The organism is Anatilimnocola aggregata (assembly GCF_007747655.1).
Classification (GTDB): Bacteria; Planctomycetota; Planctomycetia; order Pirellulales; family Pirellulaceae; genus Anatilimnocola; species Anatilimnocola aggregata.
Map to the genome: position 1 here is coordinate 2,795,836 of NZ_CP036274.1, position 23,788 is coordinate 2,819,623.

Consider the following 23,788-nt stretch of genomic DNA (forward strand, 5'->3'; position numbering starts at 1 on the left):
TTCCGCGCCAGTTCCACATTTCAAAACTTGTGCTCCAGCGGAGACAGGTCGATTGCAGGACGACAGGACGTTTGTCCGATTATTTTCCCATTTGAGATCCGCCTGGAACCGTTCCAGGCCCGAACCGACTCCAATCTAACATCGCGTTCGTTCGCGTGCATAACTCATTTGAAGCGACCTGGACGGATTTGACGCCGGGCTTTCGGAAGACGATCAATTCCACTTCCACGGTCCTCCGCTGAATCACCTACCCATTCAGCAAGAGTTCCTGGATCAATTCGTAGTTGGCTAGTTCTCAATCAACGAACGAATCGTCTCGGCCAGTCGGGGAATATTCCACGGCTTGAGTAGATCGCGATGCGAGCCTTCGATCTCTTGAACGGTCAGGCCGTTTTGAAAGAGGCCGGTCCAGCCCATTTCTCCCTGAGCACCCACATCCCATTGCGGCAGTTGACGTGAGGCTCGCAACAGATGGGCGCTACATGCCAGGGGCTGGGGGGCGTAGTTGCGAGCAGCCCGCGCGTTGGCAATGGCAATTCGGACGTAGTTGGGGGCCAGGTCAAAGACCTCCGCGTCCCGTTGCTCTTTCGGAATGCCGCGTAACAGGCCACGCGCTCGAATCCATCCCACACGGCAACGTTCCCAAACATACGACCATGTTTCTCCGCGAGGAAGACAGCGGATGCATTGCAAGTGATATTTTGCCGAGGCGGAAAGTGGAATCCTGGGCAACTGGCCAATGTAAGAGTCCAACAAGATCAGCGAACTCACTTGCTGTCCCGCCTGCTGTAACTGACGAGCTGCCTCGAAGGTGAACACGCCGCCCAGCGAAAAACCAAGCAAGCGGTATGGACCTTCCGGCTGCGCACGGCGAATGAGTCGCACGTAATGAGCAGCGATCTCTTCTATGGACTCGGGAGGATTGAGATCGTCCAAACCAGGAGGCTGCAAGCCGAAGACAGGCCGATTACCGCCGAGAGACTGGGCCAGGTGCCGGTACTTCAGCAGGTGCCCATCGATGCCGGGCAAGCAAAACAGCGGCGACAACTGCCCCTCGGGCTGGAGTCGCAAAATTGATTCCCAGGAACTGGACGACAGACCATCCTGAATATACTTGGCCACGGAACGCGGAGTCATGCGATCATGCATGAGAACCGCCATGGGAAGCCGCACACCAAATTCCTTTTCCAGTCGCAATCCCAAGCTCATTGCGGTCAGCGAGTCTCCATTCACAGTAAAAAAGCTGGTGTCGACTCCTGCATCTTCCTGGCGTAGTTCCCGCGCGAAGATCGCCGCCACTTGCGATTCCAGTGGTGATGCAGCCCGTTGCTCTCCCAGTGGAGAAACCTGCAAACCGGTCGGAGGCTCAGGAAGTTTTGAGCGGTCAACTTTGCCATTGGCTGTCAAGCAAAACTGCGGGACGGCGACCACATCCGAGGGCAGCATGTAGTCAGGAAGCGTGCTGGCTAGAAATAGCCGTAGCTGCTGATTCGTCAGCGAAACGAGCGAGCCATCATCTTGTGTCCGTGGCACCACATAAGCAATTAAGCGCACCCCCACATCGCGGCGGGCAACGACAACTGCTTCCCGAATGTCCGGATGGCGGATTAACTGGCTTTCGATTTCTCCCAATTCAATGCGATAGCCGTTGATCTTCACCTGGTGGTCAATCCGCCCCAGGAACTCCATCGTCCCATCGGGCATGTAACGACCTAGGTCGCCGGTTCGATAAAGTCGTTCCGGCGTACCGTCAATTCCGATTTCAGTAATAAAACGCTCGGCAGTAAGCTCCGGGCGATTGAGATAACCACGTGCGACACCGTCCCCACCGATTAAGAGCTCTCCGGCTTCTCCAGCGATGCAATCCTCACCCTGTGCGTCTAGGATGCGAAAATATTGCCGTGACAGTGGGCGACCATAAGGAATGCTCTTCCAGTCCGGCGCAACCTCAACAACGCGATGGAAGCAAGACCAGATGGATACTTCGGTCGCGCCTCCCAGGCTGATCAGCTGAGCTCGAGGAAAGTGCGTCATCAGTCTCTCAGGCAACTTGAGGCTGATCCAATCACCGCTGAGCATGACAAGCCGCAAGTGTTCGTAACAGTCGTAACTGAAGTCTGCGAGGAGCCGCAGCAACAGCTCCATCTGAGCGGGCACCGAATTCCAGACGGTGACTCGCTCGCGCTGCATTAAGTTGAATAGCGCGCGAGGATCTCGGATTTCTTCCATGGTCGCGAGCACGAGGCAGCCGCCCGCGGCGAATGTTCCGAAGACATCGTAGACGGATAAGTCAAATCCGAAGGGAGAAATCCCCAGCACGCGATCTTCACGCCCGATTTGAAAGCGCCGGTTGATATCCAGAATGGTATTCATCGCGGCGCCATGTTCGATCATGACGCCTTTGGGGGTTCCAGTGGAGCCCGAGGTATATAGAACGTAAGCCAGTTGACTTGGATCATCGGCTAGCGGCGCAACGGCCGCACCACTGCTCGAACTGGGGCTCACAAGCTGGTCCACGCAGCGGGCCAGTGGGCTTGTGGGTTTGGCGTAGGCGCGACGAAGCTCGGAGTCGTCGACAAAAAACTTGATGCGCGATTCAGGTGAGGAAGGGTCGATGGGCAGATACGCCGCCTGAGCGCGCAAAATACCAATCATTCCCACCAGCGTATCGACAGTTCGGGCGGCATCCAGTCCGATCAATTCTTCGTGCGGGCGCGGGGACTTCAACAATTCCTGCGCAACACTAGCCGAGCGCTCCTCCAGTTCCTGATACGTCACTCGCTCATTGCCGCAAACGACGGCAATCGCCTGTGGATTCCGTTCCGCATTCAAGAGAAAGGGATGATGCAAACAGGCAGGGCTGACCGAGTCTCTTGGCGACAGCTGCATATGTGCAGCTGAATTTGGTAAGCGGCGATCCTCCTCCTCGGTATCGTACTGCAGTTGTTGGCCGATCAATTGAGACGGGTTCATTGGCTCTCCTGCCCGTCAGACCCGTTGGCGACAGCGACAGCCGCGCCATTCATGGCTGGATAAGAATGCGCCGCGCGAAAATGCGGAGGAGCCGGATATGCTGGAGAATTGAACGCAGCTGGACGCCCATTATTAGGTAACGGAGTTGTGTCCTGGGGACGGCGATACTCGGCAATCAGGGCCACACACATTGCTGAAAACATACCGAGTGCCACGCCCAGCGCCAGGTTTAAGATTGGCTGCGGCCAACTGGGGAGCAAAGAGCGACTGGGGGCTTGCAGCACGTTGATGTTCGAAATGGAGTTGTTATTCATCGCTTGTTCGATGCGGGCCAGCTCGTTCTTCTGCGAATAGCTGAGGTAGTTGTCGCGCGCTAGTTGCAATTCGCGCTGGAGTTCATCCAGTTGGGGCTCTTGCTGATTAAGGCTCTTGATTTCGTTGTTGACCTGGGCGAGTTTCTCGCGCAACGAAGTTGTGCGCGCGGCCAGGGCAGCCACAGTCGCCTTCTGCGTCAACATGGTGACTCGCAGTTCTTGCCTCGCAGTGTTTAAGCCTTCGGTGACCTGCGTCAAATCGCTTTCCTCTTCCAGCTTGCGCCGAGCCAACTTGATTTGATCTTGAATCTGGCGAACGAGATCATGTTCCTTATTGTATTTCGACAGGATCTCCTGCTCCTTCAGTTGGACAGCATAAAGTTGCTGCCGCATCTCTTGAACCGCTGTGTTCGGCAGGCCACTAACTTTTTCCAGCACGAGTTGATCCGGTTCGTCTGCTAACAGGAACTCTTGTTTCTCGAGTTGCGCATTGGCCGCCTGAAGTTGGCTTTCCGCCTCTAACAGCGATGTCTTGAGCGAACCAGCCAAACTCAAATAGAGATCCCGCTGTTTGCCGAAATCCGAAACGCCGGACTCATTCCTGAACGCCGTAAGCCCCTTTTCCAGCTCCGAGACTTGCTTTCGCCACTTATCACTTTGATCGGAAAAGAACTCGCCGGAGCCTTCGATACGGTTGACTCGCAAATGAGCCTTGCGAGCGCTAGCGATCACACTCGTCAGGACTTGTTGGCTCAATTCTGGGCTGCCCCCCTGGTACGAAATGGCGATCACGCTATTTCGATCCACTGGCAACACTTTGATCCGCTTCCGGAATTTATCGATTGCCGCATCGCGAGGGCTGTCGACATAGAAAGGACTGAACGACTTTATATAGGCGGTCAGTCCCCGCCCCCCTGGCTTCAATTCCAACACTTCTTTGAACCCGATCTCGTCCACCACTTCTTCGGCGATCGCGCGACTTTGTAGCAACTGACGAATAGAGTTCACCTCGTTTTCGCGTGAGTCTTGAACGGAGATCACCTGATTTGTCGTGGCGGTGGGATCCAAGCCGATTGTCTCGCGTCCCAGCCGTACAAAGAGCTTCGCTTCGGACGTGAACAGGCGCTTGGTATTGAGTGTGTACGCCGTGACGCCGGCGAGCACGAGCATAAAGATCACTGCCATCTTTATTCGATGCCGATTAAAGATTTCCAGGAGATCGACAAGCAGTTCCGGTTGAGTTGCGTGCATATGAGTTATCCAGAGATAGTGCTAAGTGAGTCGCAGGAGCTTGGCGCGGCCGTCCAAGGAGAAGCCTCTTGATTGATTTCAACGGCTGGCTTCATTTGCAGCACCAGTCCAGTTAGCAAATAAAGTTCCGGCATGGTGGTCCAGAGCGTAAATGTGTCGGCGGTGAGACCGTGCAGCATTTGGCCCACCCAAACAGCGAGTAGTAAGGTTCCGAAGCGATTCCCTTGCTGATGTTGACGCCACAATCCGTAGAAAATGGCTGCGAGCAGTAAGAGCATGCAAAACAACCCTGGCAGGCCGGTTTCAACAACAACTCCTAATAGAGCGTTGTCAGCAAAGTGGCCGGGGACCACGAGATGAGCGGTTTTATAGCCTGTGCCCAAGAGCAAGTACTCGGAACATTCGAAGAGATACGAACTCCAACTTTCTAAACGTCCCGACGCAAAGCCGTTCGCCGTGGTTTGCTCCGATCCCAAAAAGCGATCGAGCGAGCCAGCCAGCGCGCCGCCTGGTTCGCCGCTACCCACCATGCTGCGCAGTGAAAGTGCCACAAAAGCAATCGTCAAAAGCATCCCCGCGACGACAATGCCATTGCGGTGCGCTCGCGAATTGGAGTGGCTTAACATCCAGAGCGTCCACAAACCGCCTACGACGTTCAACAATGCCGCGCGCGAGGAACTAACTAACACGGCGTACGCTACTACGGCGAGCACGGCGGCCGACTTCCAGGTTCGTCCAGGACTGTGATCCAGCCAGAGTGAACCAATTGCCAGCAGACACCAAAGCGAGATCAGATGACCGAACGAGGCAGTATCTCCCACGAGGCCGCTCGCGCGCAAAACTGGCGCCTGTCCGTTGGCTAACCAAAGCTTTTGTGAGTCAGCGTAAATCGGAATTTGCAGCCAATAGATGAAGAAGCCGCAGACGATGGCTGCCGCACCGCCGACGAAAAAGGCACGCAGCCCTTGGACTATTAATTTGTCGGTTACTGGCAGAATCAGCGACAGAAAGAAGGGGGATACAATTGCGAGTAGGCGCAGCCAACGCTTGGCCGAGCCCAGCAGCATTTCGCCATCGACAATCTGCACCAGCGAGAGCATTGCAGCTACTAAAAACATGGCCATCGCCAGATGATGGAGTTTTGGTGCACTTTGCAAGGCAACTAGGCAGAGCGCCAGTAAGCATGGCAACATCAGCGGCTCGCAGAGGCCAAAGCGTTCGCCCCCTATCGGCACAACGATCAACGGGACCAGTAATCCGTAAGCCATCACCAACAGTACGGCCAGGTTGTGACCGAAGGACTGAAGTGGCCGACGATAAGCTTGTTCTGGTGTGGAGCCGACAAACGCGGGCGACGTCTCGATCATTTCGACAACGCCTCACTGCTAGAACCCATAGCGCGGCGCAGACGTTCCCAGACGATGCTAAAGAGAGTCGGGTCCACGATGGTCCAAACGCCAATCGAGCGTTTCACGCAGATAACAAACAGCAGCACCTGGAGAGCGCCGACGCTCGTCGTGGCCGCAGCCAACCCGATCACTCCAAACTGCTGGGTGGCCAGAATACCAGCCAGCGCCAAGGCCAAGCTCGTGAAGCAATTCACCGCCAAGGCGGATCGCTGTTGTCCCGTCATCATCAGCGTCAGTTCCGCGCTCCCTGCGGAGACAAACGCGATTTGCCCGAGACTGAGTAGGACCAAGATCGGCGCGGCCGTCGCGTAAAATGGTCCGAAGATCAAGGCGGCAATCTGACCTGGAAAAGTGACTAGAGCGACCAAAGCCCCGATTGCTGGAATCGCAGCCAATGTCGCCGCGCCGCGCAGCAGCCGTTGCAACTCGACATTTTTACCCTGGGCTCGCAATTCGGCAATCGAGGCGATCACCGTAAGATTTACCAGTTGCATCGGCATACCGATCATCAGCATCAGACGCCGCGACGCCGCGTACAAAGCGAGGTCCTCGTGCGAAACCATGCTCCCCGCAACCCACATATCACCGAAGCCAGTACAGAACGAAAATAGCTGGCTCAACACCAACGGCAAGCAAGCCGCCAGCAAAATCCCGACCATTGGACGGGGCGTCGTACGCGACTCTGCAGGCATTTCGGCGATTCGCGCTGACGAAATTCGAGATAGATACCATAAGGCGAGTGGAATCATCAGCAGCATTGAGAGCGCGCTGAGTCCCAGCGCAGTGGCAACCGTTGGTTTGCTTACGAGTGCAGCGGCTACCAGCATCGTTAAAAAAACGACGTGGCACGCCGGGCCACCGAATTGCCCAGTTAAAAGTGTTGCTACGCGTGAGTCATGAAAGCTTCGCAGTACACCAGAGATTAGTTGCAGGAGTGGAAATGCGAGCAAGCAAAGACCAAGCAACGGTAACAGAACTGTTGGATTTGGTATGTGTAGTACGTGAATTCCCCAGAACCACATGGTTATCAGACAGACGGCGACCATGCAGGGAATACTAATCGCTGCAATGCTCCAGCCCGCACGCAGTGCTTCTCTAGCCTCGCTGGGCGATTTCAAGCCGATCCCTTCGGAAACAAACCTGACCATAGCTGTGTTGAGGCCAAACATGCCGACGACGGCACCAAAAGCCAGTACGTTCGCCAGCAAAAAGAAGACGCCCGCATCACTTGGAGTAAGAAGACGGGTGACAACCATATCGATAATGATTGCTGTTCCAATTCCCACAAGCCGAAATCCGAGCGTCGAGATTCCTTCGCTCGTGAGCCGCTTTCTTAGTGCGGTGTTCAGCGGGACTGCGCGGGTTTGCTCCTCTTGGAGACAGCCAACTAAAGACATCTGTAGTTGGCCTCAGCGCAGATCAACACGCCATTTGCGGTTGCCGCGAAAACTTCGACATCGAGCCATCGGGACCAGTTTCGCAAGTTCTTGTCTCCTCGATGTTGCCGCAAGGCTTTGATGCCAGGAGGAATTGGTGAGTGGAAGCAAAGCCGCTGTTTCTTGACACTGATCTAACCTGCGTCGATTCGCCGCGACGCGACAACAGCAGCTCGTCAGTTCATTGCTGCGGAGCACCTGGGGGAGGACAAGGCCAGAAGCGAAAGCGTTCGCAAATAACATGCCAGCAGTGCCGAGAATGCCCGTGACAACAACGCAACCGCTGATTATCGAACCTTCACTTCTAACCTTTGCGTAGCCCCGGAACCTTTCAATGCACTGAAGTACGTAGCTCAATAGTGCGGTCGCCAGTGCGTATTATTCGCCTGCGGTCACGCTGAAATTCGAAGACGTGAAACCGCACAGCTGATGTTCAGTGTTCTAGCCGATTCAACGCGACAGACTGAACAAACGATCCAGATTCGTGAACATCACAGCTCCATTTGCTCGGCCGAATAATGAAGACCTGTGATCGGCTTCTTCAGCATTTTTAACTAACCTTCGCATGGCTGACCATGTGATTGTCTGGGAATTGCGAACCAAAAGAGCTGCGAAATTCCTGCCTGATGGCTAAAAACTGAGCTTGCATGCAATCAATTTAGGCAAATGCGGCAAGTTGGGGCGTTGTTTCGCACAACTTCACAAGATGGGTTCAATGGCTATTTATCTGCTATTTAGGCTGACATTTCAGAACCGGCACAGAGTTTGCTGAATTTTTCAACTGTGTCAGGTGACCTCCCCACCGAACTTCCCCACATCCAATGCGCCCACGAATCAAACAGGGTATGACCTTCCGAGCGCAATACCAGTGCGCGCCGTCGGCATTTGTTAACTCCTATGAAGGTACTTCAATTCGTCGCCGATGGCTCGCCGGGAGGCGGCACCACTCATGTGCGCCAGATAGTTCGCGGCCTATGTGGGCAGCATGAAGTTGCCCTGCTCACTCAACGAGATTCATTTTTATCGCATCATGCCGCTGATATGTCGGTGAAACTATTTGAAGGCGACTTCTTTCAAGGTCCTCTGAGCCGCGTCAATCCACGTTGCGTCATGCAGGTTCGTAACGCGTTGCGCCGCTTTCAGCCAGACGTGATTCATTGTCATGGCGGCCGCGCAGCTTTCTTTCGGAGCTTTTTGCTCGATAACATTCCGACGGTCTACACCGCACACGGCTTGCATTACAGCAAGAAGCGAAACATCGCTGCACGCACCTTGGGACGCTGGGGAGAGCGCTTGGCCTGCCGCCACGTGGATCATGCGATCTATGTGTGTAAGCACGATGCCATGCTCGCCAAGTCCGACCACTTGCTCAGTCCCCGCACGCCAGTTTCAGTAATCTATCCGTCGATCGCGCCTCATTCGCTCCAGCGTCAGTCGCGTAACACCGCCCAACCAACGATTGGCTTTATCGGCAGGCTAGTGCCGCAGAAGGATCCCCAGGCGTTTGTCGAGATCGTCGAGCGACTACCGGAAGTTCGCGCTGTACTCGGCGGTGGTGGAGAACTCGAGCCTCAAATCCGGGCCGCTGCAATTTCGCGCGGCCTTGATTCGCGGATGGAAATGCTCGGCGAACTAAGTCCCGCCGGAGTGCAGGAATCGCTGTCGCGCATCGATATTCTGGTGATGACGTCGCGCTGGGAAGGCCTGCCAGCCCTCTTATTGGAGGCGATGTATCTCGGAGTGCCCGTTGTTTCAACGGCGGTCGGCGGCATCGCCGAAGTAGTGGAGCATGGACAAACGGGCTTGCTGTCCAGAAGCGGCAATTGCGACGAAATGGCGGACCTCGTGCGGCGGCTAATCGACAACCCCCAAGAGGCGCAGCAGATTGCCTCCCGAGCGCGCGAGCAGCTCACCGCTCAATTTCTCGAACCGGCGATGGTCGCTTCGATCACCAATGTTTATCGCCAAGTGCTTGATCGGCGTAGCGTTTCATCGCCTGCTACGCCGAAGGAGTTGCCCATCTAATGATCATCTCACAAACTCCTTATCGCGTTAGCTTCGGTGGTGGCGGCACCGACTTGCCGGCTTTCTATCAAATGGAGAGCGGAGCAGTCATCAGTGCTGCGGTTGAACGTCACATTTACGTGAGTGTTCATCCACGCTTTGAACGCAACTATCGCCTCGCTTATTCGAAAATTGAAGTCGCCAATAGCATCGACGAAATCCAACACGAACTGATTCGTGAGGCCCTGCGTGTCACAGGAATCGACGAGTTTTTAGAAATTACGACGATCGGTGATGTGCCAGCCGGCACCGGCATGGGATCCAGCAGCAGCTTGACGGTCGGGTTACTCGTCGCTTTGTATGCCTACCAAGGACGAATTGTGAGCAGCCAGCGTTTGGCGGAAGAGGCATGCCGGATCGAAATCGACATTCTGAAAAAGCCGATCGGTCGCCAGGATCAATATGCGGCAGCCTACGGTGGACTGAACCTGATTCGCTTCCATCCCGATGCTACCGTCGAGGTGGAGCCAATCGCTTGCCGGGCTGAAACGATCGATGAATTAGAATCGCAGATCGTGGTCCTTTATACCAATGCCTCGCGCAGCGCCGATGGAATTCTGAAAAAACAACAGGAAGCAGCGCCGCGTCACGCGAGCACCCTCCGAGACATGCGCAATCTGGCCGAACAGATGCGCATGACATTGTCTGGAGCGGGCGACGTGCAAGAGTTTTCGAATCTGCTGGCCGAAGGTTGGCGGCTGAAGCGCTCATTGGGCTGCGGCATCACCAACAACTCTGTTGATGAAATGTATGAAGCGGCCCTGCGCTTGGGCGCGAAGAGCGGCAAGTTGCTCGGAGCAGGTGGTGGAGGTTTCTTGCTACTGCTGGCCCCGCCGGAGCGCCATCAAAGAATTTGGGACGGTTTAGGCAAGCCGATCAAGCTGCCGCTACGTTTCGCGCGGCGCGGAGGCAAAACCATCTTCATGAGTTCGTAGGTTTTCTCCATGTTGAATCGATTCGTCAATCGCTACCCTGATCGGATGGGACCATGCTGAAGGCTTTTTTGTTGGCGGCAGGACTCGGGACGCGATTGGCTCCATTAACGAACAATATTCCTAAGTGCCTGCTTCCGTTTGCTGGACGGCCACTGTTGGACTATTGGTTCGAACTTCTGGCGGACGCAGGCTGCCTTGAGGCGCGTGTCAATACGCACGCTCATGCTGGCGCAATGCGGGAATATCTGGAGTCGGAGTTTCCCGCGAAATATCCGCAAATCAGTGAGTCACACGAACCAACATTGTTGGGTTCCGCGGGTGCGATTGCAGCCAATCCTGATTTCGCGAACGGTGCCAGTGAAGTCGTAATTATTTGCGCCGATCAGATTAGCGACGTCGATATAGCAGCGATGCTCGACTTTCATCGTCAGCACGGCGATCCGCTGACGATGTTGTTGTATCGAGTTAACAACCCTACGGAGTGTGGAATTGTTGACGTCGACGCTGACGCGCGAGTGATTGAGTTTACGGAGAAGCCTCAGTTCCCAAAAGGCAACCTGGCCAATGGCGGCATCTATATTGTTTCCGCGGCCGCTTATCGAGAAATCGCCCAACTGCGACAATTCGACTTTGGCTTCGATATCTTGCCGCGATTTGTGGGGCGAATGCGGGGCTGGACTTGGGCTGGCGTACATCGCGATATCGGCACGCACACAGCATTGGCGAAAGCTAAACTCGAGTTACCTAGTGTCGTGAAGACAATCGCTTCGCGGACCGAAGCTCAGCCCGCAATCTTCCTCGACCGCGACGGGACACTCATCGAGTCGGTTCACTACCTGACTCACCCTTCGCAGGTGCGCGTGATGCCCGACGCTGCCGCTACCTTGCGACGGTTCCATCTGGCCGGCTACCGCTGCGTGGTCACTACAAATCAGTCGGTCATCGGTCGCGGCCTGCTCACAGAAGACGGGCTTCGACTCGTACACGACGAAATGACTCGTCAACTCGCCGAGCAGAGAGCCTGGCTCGATGCAATCTATCATTGCCCATTCGCGCCGAGCAGCGACCCCGCCGGCATCCAAGAGCATTCCCATCGCAAGCCCAACCCTGGCATGCTGCTGCAGGCAGCTGGGGAATTGAATCTCGATTTAAGCCGCTCATGGATGATTGGTGACACCGACTTGGACGTCGAGGCAGGCTGCCGCGCGGGCTGTTGTGGTTCCCTGAAACTCGTAGCTACAACCGACGTAAACATTGCTGAGGAACGATATGCACACCGCTACGACAACACTCACTGTGTCCCAAGCCTAACTGCCGCCGCCGACTTGATATTCCAAAAGGTATCGCAGCCTGAACTGCCTTGCGTTGCAGTCGGGTCATTCTAAAGACGAAAGTTGAACATGAGAATCTTGCTGACAGGCGGAGCTGGCTATGTGGGAAGCGCCTGTCTTCGTCGGCTGATGAAAAATGGCCACGATCCGATTGCGTTCGATAATTTGGCAGAAGGAAATGCTGAAGCCGTGCCACAAGATCGGCTGGTCGTGGGCGATCTCGACGATCGTGAGCACTTGACTGACCTGCTCTGCACGGGCGAATTCGAGGCCGTCATGCACTTCGCGGCCGTCGCCTCCGTACCAGAATCGATTCACGACCCGGATACCTACTACCGAGTCAACGTGCAAGGAACAAAGAATGTTCTGGACGCGATGCGCCGCGCAAATCTCAAGCGACTCATCGTTAGCAGCACAGCAGCGACCTTTAGTTTTGCAGCCGCAATGCCGCTGGACGAAGATTCGCCGCAGAAGCCTGAAGTTCCCTACGGCACTACCAAGCTCGCCGCGGAATGGATGATTAAGGATTATTCCCGTGCCTATGGGCTGGGGTATGCAATTTTTCGGTACTTCAATGCTTCTGGAGCGGATTTGGATGGCCAGCATGGCGAATCCCGCCGTCATGAGAGCCACTTGATTCCCCTGATCTTTGCGGCAGCACTAGGGAAGCGTCCGGCAATTTCAGTCTTTGGAACGGACTACGATACGCCCGATGGAACTTGTGTTCGCGACTATGTCCATGTGGATGACATCGCTCAGGCCCACGAACGGGCCATGCAACAGATCAGCGAAGGCCAAGGACGCAGCTACAATTTGGGCTCAGGAACCGGAGCGACGGTGCTGCAGGTTCTGAAAGCCTGCGAAAAGGTTTTCGGCGGCCCGATTCCGCATCAGTTGGTGGCTCGACGACCTGGCGATCCGGGAACACTCATTGCCTCGCCACGGCGCGCCATCGAAGAGCTCGGTTGGAAGCTAACGTGTTCCGATCTGGAAACGATCGTCAGTTCCGCTTGGCGTTGGCATTCCGCGCATCCCAATGGCTATGGCGAGAAAAAAGTAGTGCGGAATAGCCGCGCGAACGGTCCTGAACTTGTTTCGGAGGTGGCTAGCCGATAGGTGACGGTAGCCATAGCCCGCAAGGTCTATGGCCGAGCAGCAATGCCTTGAAGGTTCGAGCCCTTTCCACTCCGCTTTCATGTTGATGGGTGAACCCAGCCACATTGTGGCCCAGGTAAACCAGACCCCAGTACTGCCGGTGCTGGGGTTTTTTGTTGCCCGCACAAAATTTCCCGCCAATTCTTCGCAGTCACGGATCGAATGCAGTTGTGGTTTGGGCGGTGGCTCCTTGAGCGTATTCAGCGGCTTGGCCACGTCAGACATCTCTCCAGCCAGATTGAGGACTGCCAAGAATGCCGATAGCAGATCTCCGGCAGCTCATTGTGGTATGCGATACGACGTAGCCTATTTAGGACCCTGAGAAATCTTTCTCATCACGTCTCGTTTTTTCACGGGAACTGTTTGCAGGCTGCGTCCCCCGTCCGCAGCGGGCTGCGTTTTGCTACAATCGCGTTTTCGACTATTTGGCGGCGACATTTCCGCAGCGAAGGCCATGGCGCATTGGCAAACAGCAGCGATTATCGGCGTGGGGCTGATTGGCGGCTCCATTGGTTTGGCGCTGCGCCGCTCGGGAGCTGTGGAGCAGGTTATTGGTGTCGGTCGCGACCCCGCGAAATTGAAAAAAGCGTGGGAAGTAGGCGCGATCGACGAGTTTGCTCTGGAATCGTCGCCCGAATTGCCGCCAGCGGATTTGGTCGTTGTTTGCACTCCCATTGAGAGCGTCGGTTCGCAGATCGCTCGTTGGACAGAGACCGCTGCGCAGGGTGCGTTGATCACCGATGCCGGAAGTACCAAAGCCAAAATTGTTGCCGCCGTAGACGCCCAACTATTGGCACACAATCCACGCCAGATTCGCTTCGTTGGCAGTCATCCTCTGGCGGGAAGTGAAAAGACCGGGGCTGAAAACGCCCGCGAAAATCTGTTCGATAAACGGACAGTTGTCGTTACACCGACGGCCCAGACCGATCCGTCCGCGGTCGAGCAGATTCAGCTGTTGTGGGAAGCGCTCGGTGCCCGGGTGCAACTAATGACGCCGCAAGCTCACGATGCCGCGGTTGCTAGTACGAGTCACTTGCCCCACTTGATTGCCAGTCTGCTCGCATCCATCACGCCGCCAGAACTATTGAAACTGACCGCCGGTGGTTGGCTCGATACGACCCGGATTGCGGCCGGAGACGTCGGGCTGTGGCAACAGATTTTGCTCGATAATCGCGAGCCAGTGCTGACCGCGTTATCTCGCTTTGAAACCGATCTCGCCTTGTGGCACCGCGCGCTGGAGCAGCGCGATGCCGTGGCCTTAGAAAAATTGCTCCAGCAAGGGAAGACCATCCGTGACGCTGTGGGAAATTGACCTGCATCCTGCTGCCGGCGAGCGCGACCTGCTTGCGACCGCAGCTGTTTCACAGGCAGCCGATTTGGGCCTGGGATCGTTTCGCGCGGCAGCCGTTCGGGGCTTCTTGCTCGAAGCCGATTTCACTCAAAGCCAGGTCGAACAACTGGCCCGCGAACTGCTCGCCGACCTCGTCGTCGAGCAACCCGTCGTGGCCAAAGTGGGTGAAGCAGTACTCCTCACAGCTCCCAGTGCCAGCGGCCTGAGTGGTAAGAGTCAACTCGTACACGTCCTGCCCAAGCCGGGCGTTACCGATCCCGTCGCCGCCAGCACGCTGACCGCCATCGCCGATTTTGGACTCAAGGCCGACGCCGTCGTCACGCTGCGCAAGTACTGGCTGGCCGATCTCGATAGCGAACGTATTCAGCTGCTGATTAAGAAACTGCTCGCGAACGATTCTATCGAACAGGCGGTTGTTGGTCCGCTCGACTTGAAGCAACTACATGTGGGCGCGCCCGGCAAGTTCGAGTTGCAGACCGTGCCAATTCGTGAACTCTCGAGCGATCAACTCGTGGCTCTGAGCCGCGCGCGGACGCTGAGTCTGACGCTCGTGGAAATGCAGACGATTCAACAGCATTTCCGCGACCTCGACCGCGAGCCTACCGATATCGAACTCGAGTCGATTGCTCAAACGTGGAGCGAGCACTGCAGTCACAAGACGCTTGCCGGCCGCGTGCACTATCGCGATGAGCAGGGTGATCGTTACTTCAACAACATGCTGAAGGAAACGATTTTTGCTGCGACGCAGAAGATTCGCGCCTCGCTCGGGGCGAACGATTGGTGCGTCAGTGTGTTCAAAGACAATGCGGGGGTGATCAAGTTCAACGACGATTTTCACATCTGCTTTAAAGTCGAGACGCATAACCGGCCGAGTGCCATCGAGCCTTACGGTGGTGCGAACACGGGTGTTGGCGGTGTGATTCGCGATACGCTTGGTACAGGCCTCGGTGCGAAGCCAATCTGCAACACCGATGTCTTCTGCTTTGCTCCACCGGATATGCCGGCCGAGCAGTTGCCTCCTGGCGTTCTCCATCCGCGGCGCATCATGCGCGGAGTGGTCTCCGGCGTGCGCGACTATGGCAACCGCATGGGCATTCCCACGGTTAACGGCGCAATCTATTTCGATGAGCGATATGTCGGCAATCCGCTGGTCTTCTGCGGTAACGTGGGGCTGATTCCCGTTGACAAAGCGGCGAAAGAAACTCAGCCCGGCGATTTGATTGTCGCCATTGGTGGCCGCACCGGTCGTGATGGTATTCACGGCGCCACATTCAGCTCGGTTGAGTTAACCAGCCAAAGTGAAAAGGTCTCGGGCGGGGCAGTGCAGATTGGTAACGCGATCACCGAGAAGATGGTTCTCGACGTCTTGCTGCAAGCTCGCGATGAAGGACTGTATACCGCGGTAACGGATTGCGGCGCAGGTGGCTTTTCTTCAGCTGTCGGCGAAATGGGTGCCGATATCGGTGCCGAGGTTTGGCTCGATAAGGCACCGCTCAAGTACGATGGCCTCAGCTATGTTGAAATCTGGATCAGTGAAGCACAAGAGCGGATGGTGTTCAGTGTGCCCGAGAAGCATTGGCCGCGATTTGAAGCCCTATGCGCTGCGGAGAATGTCGAAGCAGTCGCGCTCGGAAAATTTACGCCGACTGGCAACCTCACACTGAAGTATCAGGGACAAAAAGTCGGCGAACTGGCGATGGAGTTTCTGCACGAAGGGCGACCGAAGGTAGAACGGCAAGCTGTCTACTCCCCTCGTTCGCCGGTTGCTGCAACGACAGCTGAGAACAGCAAACTGAATCATGAAGTGACGCTGCTCAAGTTGTTGGGTTCGCTCAACGTGGCGAGTAAGGAATGGGTCATTCGCCAGTACGATCACGAGGTGCAAGGTGGCAGTGTGATCAAGCCTCTGACCGGCGCGGCGAACGACGGCCCCAGCGATGCTGCGGTATTGCGCCCGGTCCTGGACTCGCGGAAGGGAATCGTCGTCTCGTGTGGTATGAATCCACGACTGGGCGATTTCGATCCTTATCACATGGCGGCTAGTGCTATCGACGAAGCGGTACGCAATTGCGTGGCTGTCGGTGCCGACGCCACGCGCATTGCGATTCTCGATAACTTCTGCTGGGGCTATACCGATCGCCCCGAAACGCTGGGCGAACTCGTCCGCGCGGCGCTTGCTTGCCACGACCTGGCCCTGGCGCTGGGCACTCCGTTCATCAGCGGCAAAGATAGCCTCAATAATGAGTACAGCTACGATGCCGATGGGACTCGGAAGACGATTTCGATTCCCTCGACACTCCTCATCAGCGCGCTCGGGCAAGTCGCTGATGTGAGCAAGTGCGTGACGATGGACCTGAAGAGTCCGGGCAACCTGATTTATCTGGTGGGCAACACGCACGATGAATTGGCCGGTTCGCACTTGCACCTGGTTGCCGGAGTCAACGTGCTCGGCGACGGTGCTTGCGGAAGTGAAGTTCCCAAGGTGAATGGTGCTGTTGCCAGTGCGACCTTTCGAGCGGTTCATGCGGCCATTCAAGCGGGGACGGTTCGCGCTTGTCACGACCTGAGCGAAGGTGGGCTCGCAGTCGCCATTGCCGAAATGGCTTTTGCCGGAAACTGTGGCGCGAACATCAGCTTAACGAAGGTTCCGACCTCTATTCCCGCTGCCGAGCGGAACTCGCACTTCGAGAGCGTACTGCTGTACAGCGAGTCCAATACCCGCTTTTTGCTAGAAGTTCCGACCGCCGGGCAAGCTGCGTTTGAAGCGGCTCTGTCAGGGGTGCCGCATGCAGTCGTTGGCGAAGTGACGAGCACCGGCCGCCTGGTCGTAACTGGTCAAGCAGGCCTGCTGATCGACGCTGCCCTTCCTACCCTGAAAGAGGCCTGGCAAGAACCGCTGAGGTGGTAGCTGGCACTACGCCGGAGGAATCTTTTGTTCCTGAAAGGTTCTCTCCCAAGCCGCCATTTCCTTAGTGTGACACCTCTCTGCTCCCTGCTTGGCGGCGGCTGAAATATGTCGCCTCAAAGCAGGGTCACACTTTTCTACAGGAACTTCGCCATGCCACGCGTTACGCTTGGTACGCCCGATTGTCGCAACATTACGCCGCTGACCATTCACCTGCGGATCAAATTCCAGCCCGGTGGGACGGAAAAACCGGGCGAAAGCAAGGTGGTCAAGGTGCAAGGAAAGCAAATCAAACTCGGGCATATTTCACCCGGCGAACTGGAAGCATTTAAGGCCCGCTTTCAGTACGTGGTGACCGATCAGTGGAGTGGCAAGCTTTACATCGCCCTCCCGGACGCCCCACCGCCGTTGGGCCTGCCGACGACTGAGTTCCGCAAGTTCATGTATCCAGGCCTCGCTCGCTGGAACCCCTGCGTGCAATGCAAACTGAAAGTCGAACTGACCGATTCCGACTTCGATTGGTGGGTCATCGTCTGCAAACCCGAAGCTGGTCAGCCCGCGTTTCCGTCGTACATGTACACGCCCGATAAGTTGAAGCTCGTCAATTCGCAAGGGATGCCCCACGGCATGCTCTCACTCAACGATGTCAAGGTTTCGAAGAACCTGCCAGTGCTTAAGCAAACCGCCACCGACAACTGGAATGCAGCTGAGTCAATTTCGTTGCAGCAAGTGGTGGCTGGGCACGAAGTGGGGCACATGCTTGGCCTGCACCATGTCAATTACAGCCATCCACTTTGCCATGAGAAGAAGGATGAGTTGTACGACAACAACGATCCGATTTGTTATGGCGATACCGTCTTCAAAGCTGCCGATGCCATGGGCTATGGCTCCGAAGTGCGCGCTGTACACGCTCGTCCGTGGCTGCGCGTGCTTAAGCATCTCACCGGCCACAAGAAGGGGTGGCGTTTGACGACCGATCCACTCTCGCTCGGCTGTGCCACGCCCGAGACATTGCTCGAAAAAGCGACCAGTGCCGGCAAAGCGCTGCTGCAGAATGCCCTGGGCCAAATGCGTGGACTACAAGTGGGCTGACGTGCTGTCGGCCTCGTCATATTCGTCAGGCGCGGCAAAATCGCTTTCTCGGGCGAACGACGATCGCCCATTTTTTCATGCGGCAAGTCTCGTTAACGTACCAATGCGCAGTTGCGCACTAGGTTTACTTTGGTAGTAAATCCCTGCAACCGCGAAGGATGCTCGCCGTGACCTCTCGCTTTAGTTTCGTGCTCGTCCTCAGTCTGCTGACTTCTTGTCTTGCCGGCTGCGGTAGTGCTGCGCCCAGTGCAGCCGGGCTGGATGTGCCCGAGCTGCTGGAACTGCTCGAAGACGAACAGCTGAAGCAGAACCCCCAAGCGTTCGCCGAAGTCGACCTGGGCAAGTACAAGGTCTCGCGCATGTTGCCAGCCGACGAAGGACAACTGCTCGTTCGCTTTCACTTGATTGGTGTGGTGGCGGAAGCGAAGCAGCCCGACTTCGAAGCCCAACTGCCGAAGTACGAAACGCGCATTCGCGATTCCGTCCTCTCGCTTGTGCAGCGGGCGGAGCCAGAGCATTTAGCCGATCCAGCCATGAGTTTCATCAAGACCGAGATCCTGGCCACCATCAACGACAAGATGCACAGCCGGCTCCTCAAGAGCGTTGCCTTCAGCGATCTTTCCATCGAACGGCGGTAGCCCGTTCTGCTTGTCGATTGATTCGGCATGCTTGTCGCGCAGCGCGACAGCAATTCAATCGCCCCGACCGTCAGGTGACTTTCGCTGGCAATTACTGCGGCAAATCTGGCTGCCGCGCCGTTTGTATCGCGGGCATGCGATGTGCTACGCTGAAATTCAGCGATTCGCAACTTTTCTTCAGGAAGCAGCAGACATGCATACGGTTCAACTTCGTCGGCGTTTGTTCTTGGCTGGACTTGCCAGTGCGGCATTGATGGCCAATCTCGGTTTGGCCCAAGAAAAGGAAGCCAAGCCGGAAATCAAGACAGCAGCCGATCAAAAGAAGTTGTCGGCAACTGTGGCGAAGGCAATCGAGTATCTGAAGACCAAGGGCCAGGCTGAAGACGGCTCGTTCTCCAAGCAGGCGGGGATTGGCGTCACCGCCCTTGCCGTGTCGGCCATGTTGCAGAACGGGCTCTCGCCGCAAGATCCCGCCGTTGCGAAAGGCTTGAAGTTTCTCGAATCGAACATTCAACCTGGTGGCGGGATTCATTCGCCCAAGAGCCGCTTCGTAAATTACGAAACCTGCCTCGCCGTAATGACCTTCAGCAATGCGAACAAAGAAGGTAAGTACGACAAGGTTCTGAATGATGCCAACAAGTTTCTGAAGACGCTGCAATTCGATGGCGAAGAAGGTCACGACAAAGACAGCGCTTCGTTTGGTGGCGGTGGGTACGGTGCTGCCAAGGGGCGCCCCGATCTTTCGAACACCGCCTTCATGGTCGAAGCACTGCGGGCCTCGGGAGCGAGTGCCGACGATCAGGCAATTCAGAATGCTCTCATTTTTGTCTCGCGTTGTCAGAACTTGGAATCGCCACACAATACCACGCCATATGCCGCGCTGGTGAACGATGGTGGCTTTTATTACACCGGCGCTGCGATCGACGAGAGCAAAGAACTGGCGCCCAACGGCGGGCTCCGCAGTTATGGCACCATGACCTATGCCGGGCTCAAGAGCCTCATTTTTGCCGGTGTGAAAGAAGACGATCCGCGCGTGAAGGCAGCCGTGGGTTGGATCGGCAAGAACTACGATCTGAAGAGTAATCCCGGCATGGGGAGTTCGGGACTCTTCTATTACTATCAAACGTTCGCCAAATCGCTCGATACGTTTGGAAATTCCTCGGTCAAAGATGCCAAGGGAGTTGAACACGATTGGCGCAAGGATCTGGTCGAAGAACTCGCCAGCCGTCAGCGACCCGATGGCGCTTGGGTCAACGAAAATGGCCAGTGGATGGAAGGGGACGCCAACCTCTGCACTTGCTTCGCCTTGTTAGCTCTGAGCCATTGCAAAGGGAAGTAGTGAAACGGCGGCAGTGAAAAAAGTAAGCCGGCGGAGCAAAAGCTCAGCCGGCTTTTTTTGTAGGTCACATCGGCCCGATGTGCCCTCGATTCTCGAGTAGTCGATTTGCACAACGACGCGCGGCGTGCTGCTAAGTTCACATCCGGCGGATGTGAACTACTGATCTACTTCGCCTTCACGTCATAAGCCGTCAGCGATTCCTGATCGCGAATGTAAAACTTGCCACCGGCCACAATCGGGTGAGCCCAGGCAGGCTTGCCGTGAGTCTCGACCTTGAACTTGCCGTGCTCGCGATAGGCTTCGGGTGTCGCTTCGGCCAAGGCAACTTCATGACCTTCGCCCAGCAAGTAGAGCATTCCATCTGCCATGCACAGCGAGCCCTTGCCGGAACTGCGCGACTGCCAAGCAATCTTGCCGGTTGAGAACTCCATGCAAATTAAGGCACCGCCACCGTTGCTATACATGTAGTCGCCGATCTTAACGATGCCGCCGTGATGGCAGGCCATCTTCTTTTCGAAGTAGACTTCCTCGGCCTGTTGGGCAGTTCCCGCGGCTGCGATCTTTACTAAGCCACCACCAGTGCCATAAGCGCTGGAAGCAAAAACCTCGTTGCCGGAAACGATCGGAGTGCAGCAGTTCGCGGTGCCATTCGCCGGAGCTGTATAGTTCCAAAGAGGCTTTCCTTCGGCCAGCGTCACACCAAACACGCTCTTGTTCGCGAATTGCACGATCTGCCGCACGCCATCAATGGTGGCGACCACTGGCGAGGAATAGTGCGCGCCGTCGGTCACTTCTTTGCTTTGCCATACGGGCTTGCCGGTGAATTTGTTGAGCGTGAGCAGCGTGCCAGCTTTACCGCCGGGAGTCACGACGACCATGTCGTCCACAATCAGCGGCGATTCGGAGTAACCCCAGCCCGGCGTGTTGCCACCGAAATCGGTCTTCAAGTTCACGTGCCAGATGGTCTTGCCGGTGGCCGCTTCAAAACAGGTGACGTCGCCATTGCCCCCTTCGATGTAGAGTCGTTCGCCATCGACTGTCGGAGTGCCGCGGGGGCCGTCCCCCATGCCGTTTCGATAGCCACCGACCGCACCGCGCAGTTCTTCGGGCGAAAGTTCACCGTCGCCGGCAACCTTGGTCTTGATGTAGTAGTCCTTCAGTTCGCTGGGCGAAATGCTCCCATCGCGAGCTGCTTCGAACTTCACAAAAGCGACGCGCAGTTCGTCGTCGGAGAGCAAGTCGTCTCCCTTCATCGTCGCCGGATCGCGAGCATCAATGCGGCCGAAGTGGCGCTCGAGTGCCGTTCCCTTCACTTCGGTTTTTGAGAGGCGCCCATCGCCATCCTTGTCGAGGTTTTTCAAATGTGCTGCGGTGCGTGTCTCCGCGATTGCCTTCGGATCGGCACCAGCCTCGGCTGTATCGATTCGGTCGTAGGTATCACGGAGCAAGTTGCCCACTTCGGTATAGACGAGTTTGCCATCGCCATCTTTGTCGAACTCTTTGAACAAGTCAGCCGAACGACGCTGCGCCGTTGCTTCTAAATCTCCGCCAGCCGGTTTGTCGTATTTGTTCCAATCCCAGCCGAACCGGGCAATCGCTTCGGCTTCTTCAATCTTGCCATTCTTGTTCTTGTCGATCTGCTTCAGATCGTTGTCGATTCGCGTGGTCAGCAGCTGCGAAACGGGTGAGGGTTGCGTCTTCCAAATGGTCCGGCCATCTTTGGCATCGAGGCAGATGACGTGTTCCACGCCGTCAATATCTCCCTGCGTATAAATTCGACCATCTTTCACTGCCAGCGACGAATAGCCGACCCCCACCGTGTCGACTTGCCACAACTTCGGTGGACCTTCAGCGGGCCATTCCTTGAGCAGGCCTTGATCCAAGCTGATGCCGTTGCGATTCGGCCCGCGCCATTGCGGCCAGTCGCCGGCTGCATAAGGAACTTGAGCATGCACGGCAGCAGCAGAAGCCAGCGCGCAGGTGGCGAGCGCGAGCGTAAACAGTCGTTTCATGGAGGGGACTCCGGTCGGAAGAATGGCGGGCAGGTTGGGATGGGGAGGACGCAGGCGGGTAATGTGCGTGGACCAAGCGAGGTGAATTCTCCAGTCAAACTGACTATCTTGCAAGCTCGAAACGTTGCAATCGTCAGAAACCGACCGGCACGAAAGTGGGGAGAATCTTGAGCTAAGTTTGTGCAGCGGTCCAAACTCCTGCTTCACTTCGGGTCTGCACTATGTGGCTCAATCAATGGCACGAATACGCTCACGAGCATGCCTCACGCGACGAGATTGGCACAATCGAGATCAACACGCAGTATGTCACCCGCCGAAAACCAGCCTGGCTGGTCCTGCTTAAATTGTTTGGTCTGGCGTTCATGGTCGCCATCGCGATCGGCATTGCCTATCCTTCGCTGCGGCAGGTGCTCGCTCCGCTGCAATCGATGGCAGTGATTGCCGGGGTCATCTTGATTTACTCCGGGCTCGCCTTTTTCTTTCGCCCCGAGCCGAATACCGACAACCTGGGCTTTTGCGGCGGCATGCGAGACGATCCGTTCAAATATTCGGACGACATCAATCGCGGGCTAATGGATTTAGACTTTGTTCTTGGTCCCGGGCGGTATGTCTCAGAAACCTTGCTGGATGCTTGTGTTCTCGTGGGACTCGCCGGGGGCGAAGAGGTGATCGACGACTCGGCCGAAAGTGCCGCAGTCTGGAACGATGCAGAAACGCCCCCCAAGTTAGAAACCGTGACACTCCGCTCCGATCGCTTTGAGGCGTAGTGCCAACTCCGGCCGGGGTTTATCAACACCCCCCTCTTGCGTGCATCGCATTCAAGTTGTTTCGCAGCCAAGCATTGCGCCCAACTTTGCAAGTCCGAAAACATCCTGTTTGTTGATAAACCCTCTGCGACAGAGCTGGCCGCCCGGATGGATTTCCGAGCAGGCCAAGCAACGGCCTCGCGCAGCTGCGCGCACGGACCTTCCACCAAGTTGCCAAACACAGACGCTTAGATTGTTGCTACGTAGTGAATAGTTGTCAAGTATCTGCAGTCGAGATTTTGCGAGTTTTCTCATCTCGCCGTCAGCAGATTCGCTAGCTACATCGCCGCAGCCGATTAACGCGAGCGAGCGCGCACGGGTCGGCCGTTTTCCTTGGGCCTGTCAAAACCAGCTTGCCGACCACCCAAAAGTGAGCCGTGTGCTGCTACCGAAACTCACGCATCGCCCCCAGCTTATCGCTTCTCGGCCGCAAAGTGAGGTATGGCGCGCGACTACCTAGCGCCACTTACCGAAATCCCCCATTGGCCTACTTAAGTCACTATGTGCCAAAGCGGAATTATTTCCAAAGTTGAGTCTTAAGTGACACCCCACTACGTCGATAGCAACTCAGGCAGTTTCACTCCATCTCCACCTGCCTGGAATGGATGAATTGACAATTCGGTGCAGTCTCCATGCCGGCAGTTCTCTTCCAACAGCAGGCCGAGAACTCGCCCGACCCGATGGAGCGTCTGAACAATCCGCTAGCGGTTCCGCTGCGTTTGTATTCGGCGATTCAGCTCCGCAGAACATTTGACCACACGAACTTCTGGGAATAAC

At 56.1% G+C, this 23,788-nt stretch carries 16 protein-coding genes; 11 read left to right on the top strand and 5 right to left on the bottom strand.

Features of this window, described 5'->3' with window-relative positions; translation table 11 throughout:
• Positions 1–288 precede the first annotated feature (288 nt).
• The 4 genes from ETAA8_RS10630 to ETAA8_RS10645 are packed head-to-tail and all read right to left on the bottom strand — an operon-like array spanning position 289 to position 7,233.
• The gene (locus ETAA8_RS10630; RefSeq protein ID WP_145088000.1) at positions 289–2,973 is read right to left on the bottom strand and encodes a non-ribosomal peptide synthetase; all 2,685 of its coding nucleotides are present in this window, start codon (positions 2,971–2,973) and stop codon (positions 289–291) included.
• Entirely contained in the window at positions 2,970–4,538 is a 1,569-nt protein-coding gene (locus ETAA8_RS10635; RefSeq protein ID WP_145088001.1) for a GumC family protein, read from the bottom strand. The genes ETAA8_RS10630 and ETAA8_RS10635 overlap by 4 nt, the downstream gene beginning before the upstream one ends.
• 5 nt (positions 4,539–4,543) lie before the next feature.
• A complete protein-coding gene (locus tag ETAA8_RS10640) occupies positions 4,544–5,905 on the bottom strand; it encodes an O-antigen ligase family protein (protein WP_145088002.1) in 1,362 nt (453 codons plus the stop codon).
• Positions 5,902–7,233: a lipopolysaccharide biosynthesis protein gene (locus ETAA8_RS10645; protein ID WP_238397728.1), complete on the bottom strand. Its 1,332-nt coding sequence runs from the start codon at positions 7,231–7,233 to the stop codon at positions 5,902–5,904. The genes ETAA8_RS10640 and ETAA8_RS10645 overlap by 4 nt, the downstream gene beginning before the upstream one ends.
• Positions 7,234–8,280: 1,047 nt before the next feature.
• Here ETAA8_RS10645 and ETAA8_RS10650 point away from each other — a divergent pair.
• The 9 genes from ETAA8_RS10650 (at position 8,281) to ETAA8_RS10690 (ending at position 20,193) form a co-directional block, all read left to right on the top strand.
• On the top strand, positions 8,281–9,408 hold the full coding sequence (locus ETAA8_RS10650; RefSeq protein ID WP_145088004.1) for a glycosyltransferase family 4 protein: 1,128 nt from the start codon (positions 8,281–8,283) through the stop codon (positions 9,406–9,408).
• Entirely contained in the window at positions 9,408–10,382 is a 975-nt protein-coding gene (locus ETAA8_RS10655; protein WP_145088005.1) for a GHMP family kinase ATP-binding protein, read from the top strand. Before ETAA8_RS10650 ends, ETAA8_RS10655 begins: the two co-directional genes overlap by 1 nt.
• A 53-nt stretch (positions 10,383–10,435) precedes the next feature.
• Positions 10,436–11,767, top strand: coding sequence for an HAD-IIIA family hydrolase (locus ETAA8_RS34545; protein ID WP_202921746.1), 1,332 nt, complete (start codon positions 10,436–10,438; stop codon positions 11,765–11,767).
• A 15-nt stretch (positions 11,768–11,782) separates the two neighbouring features.
• Positions 11,783–12,829 (top strand): UDP-glucose 4-epimerase GalE, encoded by a 1,047-nt coding sequence (gene galE, locus ETAA8_RS10665; RefSeq protein WP_145088006.1) that lies wholly within the window; start codon positions 11,783–11,785, stop codon positions 12,827–12,829.
• Between the two features lie 493 nt (positions 12,830–13,322).
• Positions 13,323–14,180, top strand: a complete 858-nt coding sequence (locus ETAA8_RS10670; protein WP_145088007.1) for a prephenate dehydrogenase — start codon at positions 13,323–13,325, stop codon at positions 14,178–14,180.
• Positions 14,161–17,127 (top strand): phosphoribosylformylglycinamidine synthase subunit PurL, encoded by a 2,967-nt coding sequence (purL, locus tag ETAA8_RS10675; RefSeq protein WP_145088008.1) that lies wholly within the window; start codon positions 14,161–14,163, stop codon positions 17,125–17,127. The genes ETAA8_RS10670 and purL overlap by 20 nt, the downstream gene beginning before the upstream one ends.
• 150 nt (positions 17,128–17,277) lie before the next feature.
• Positions 17,278–18,216, top strand: coding sequence for a hypothetical protein (locus ETAA8_RS10680; RefSeq protein WP_145088009.1), 939 nt, complete (start codon positions 17,278–17,280; stop codon positions 18,214–18,216).
• Between the two features lie 167 nt (positions 18,217–18,383).
• The gene (locus tag ETAA8_RS10685; protein WP_202921747.1) at positions 18,384–18,854 is read left to right on the top strand and encodes a flagellar basal body-associated FliL family protein; all 471 of its coding nucleotides are present in this window, start codon (positions 18,384–18,386) and stop codon (positions 18,852–18,854) included.
• Positions 18,855–19,047: 193 nt separating this feature from the next.
• Positions 19,048–20,193, top strand: coding sequence for a prenyltransferase/squalene oxidase repeat-containing protein (locus ETAA8_RS10690; protein ID WP_145088011.1), 1,146 nt, complete (start codon positions 19,048–19,050; stop codon positions 20,191–20,193).
• Between the two features lie 164 nt (positions 20,194–20,357).
• On the opposite strand, the gene ETAA8_RS10695 is transcribed toward ETAA8_RS10690, so the two are convergent.
• Positions 20,358–22,205 (bottom strand): outer membrane protein assembly factor BamB family protein, encoded by a 1,848-nt coding sequence (locus ETAA8_RS10695; protein ID WP_145088012.1) that lies wholly within the window; start codon positions 22,203–22,205, stop codon positions 20,358–20,360.
• Between the two features lie 221 nt (positions 22,206–22,426).
• Here ETAA8_RS10695 and ETAA8_RS10700 point away from each other — a divergent pair, with 221 nt between their 5' ends.
• Together ETAA8_RS10700 and ETAA8_RS34550 are read left to right on the top strand one after the other, a co-directional pair.
• Positions 22,427–22,972 (top strand): hypothetical protein, encoded by a 546-nt coding sequence (locus tag ETAA8_RS10700; RefSeq protein ID WP_145088013.1) that lies wholly within the window; start codon positions 22,427–22,429, stop codon positions 22,970–22,972.
• 671 nt (positions 22,973–23,643) lie between these two features.
• Positions 23,644–23,787: a hypothetical protein gene (locus tag ETAA8_RS34550; RefSeq protein ID WP_202921748.1), complete on the top strand. Its 144-nt coding sequence runs from the start codon at positions 23,644–23,646 to the stop codon at positions 23,785–23,787.
• Position 23,788: the final 1 nt, after the last annotated feature.

What these genes read in the sequence shown, in the direction of transcription:
- ETAA8_RS10700 (WP_145088013.1), top strand. Translation starts at nt 22,427, where the DNA reads ATGTGGCTCAATCAATGGCACGAATACGCTCACGAGCATGCCTCACGC.
- ETAA8_RS10670 (WP_145088007.1), top strand. Translation starts at nt 13,323, where the DNA reads ATGGCGCATTGGCAAACAGCAGCGATTATCGGCGTGGGGCTGATTGGC.
- ETAA8_RS34545 (WP_202921746.1), top strand. Translation starts at nt 10,436, where the DNA reads ATGCTGAAGGCTTTTTTGTTGGCGGCAGGACTCGGGACGCGATTGGCT.
- galE (WP_145088006.1), top strand. Translation starts at nt 11,783, where the DNA reads ATGAGAATCTTGCTGACAGGCGGAGCTGGCTATGTGGGAAGCGCCTGT.
- ETAA8_RS10680 (WP_145088009.1), top strand. Translation starts at nt 17,278, where the DNA reads ATGCCACGCGTTACGCTTGGTACGCCCGATTGTCGCAACATTACGCCG.
- ETAA8_RS34550 (WP_202921748.1), top strand. Translation starts at nt 23,644, where the DNA reads ATGCCGGCAGTTCTCTTCCAACAGCAGGCCGAGAACTCGCCCGACCCG.
- ETAA8_RS10690 (WP_145088011.1), top strand. Translation starts at nt 19,048, where the DNA reads ATGCATACGGTTCAACTTCGTCGGCGTTTGTTCTTGGCTGGACTTGCC.
- ETAA8_RS10630 (WP_145088000.1), bottom strand. Translation starts at nt 2,973, where the DNA reads ATGAACCCGTCTCAATTGATCGGCCAACAACTGCAGTACGATACCGAG.
- ETAA8_RS10635 (WP_145088001.1), bottom strand. Translation starts at nt 4,538, where the DNA reads ATGCACGCAACTCAACCGGAACTGCTTGTCGATCTCCTGGAAATCTTT.
- ETAA8_RS10650 (WP_145088004.1), top strand. Translation starts at nt 8,281, where the DNA reads ATGAAGGTACTTCAATTCGTCGCCGATGGCTCGCCGGGAGGCGGCACC.
- ETAA8_RS10655 (WP_145088005.1), top strand. Translation starts at nt 9,408, where the DNA reads ATGATCATCTCACAAACTCCTTATCGCGTTAGCTTCGGTGGTGGCGGC.
- ETAA8_RS10640 (WP_145088002.1), bottom strand. Translation starts at nt 5,905, where the DNA reads ATGATCGAGACGTCGCCCGCGTTTGTCGGCTCCACACCAGAACAAGCT.
- ETAA8_RS10695 (WP_145088012.1), bottom strand. Translation starts at nt 22,205, where the DNA reads ATGAAACGACTGTTTACGCTCGCGCTCGCCACCTGCGCGCTGGCTTCT.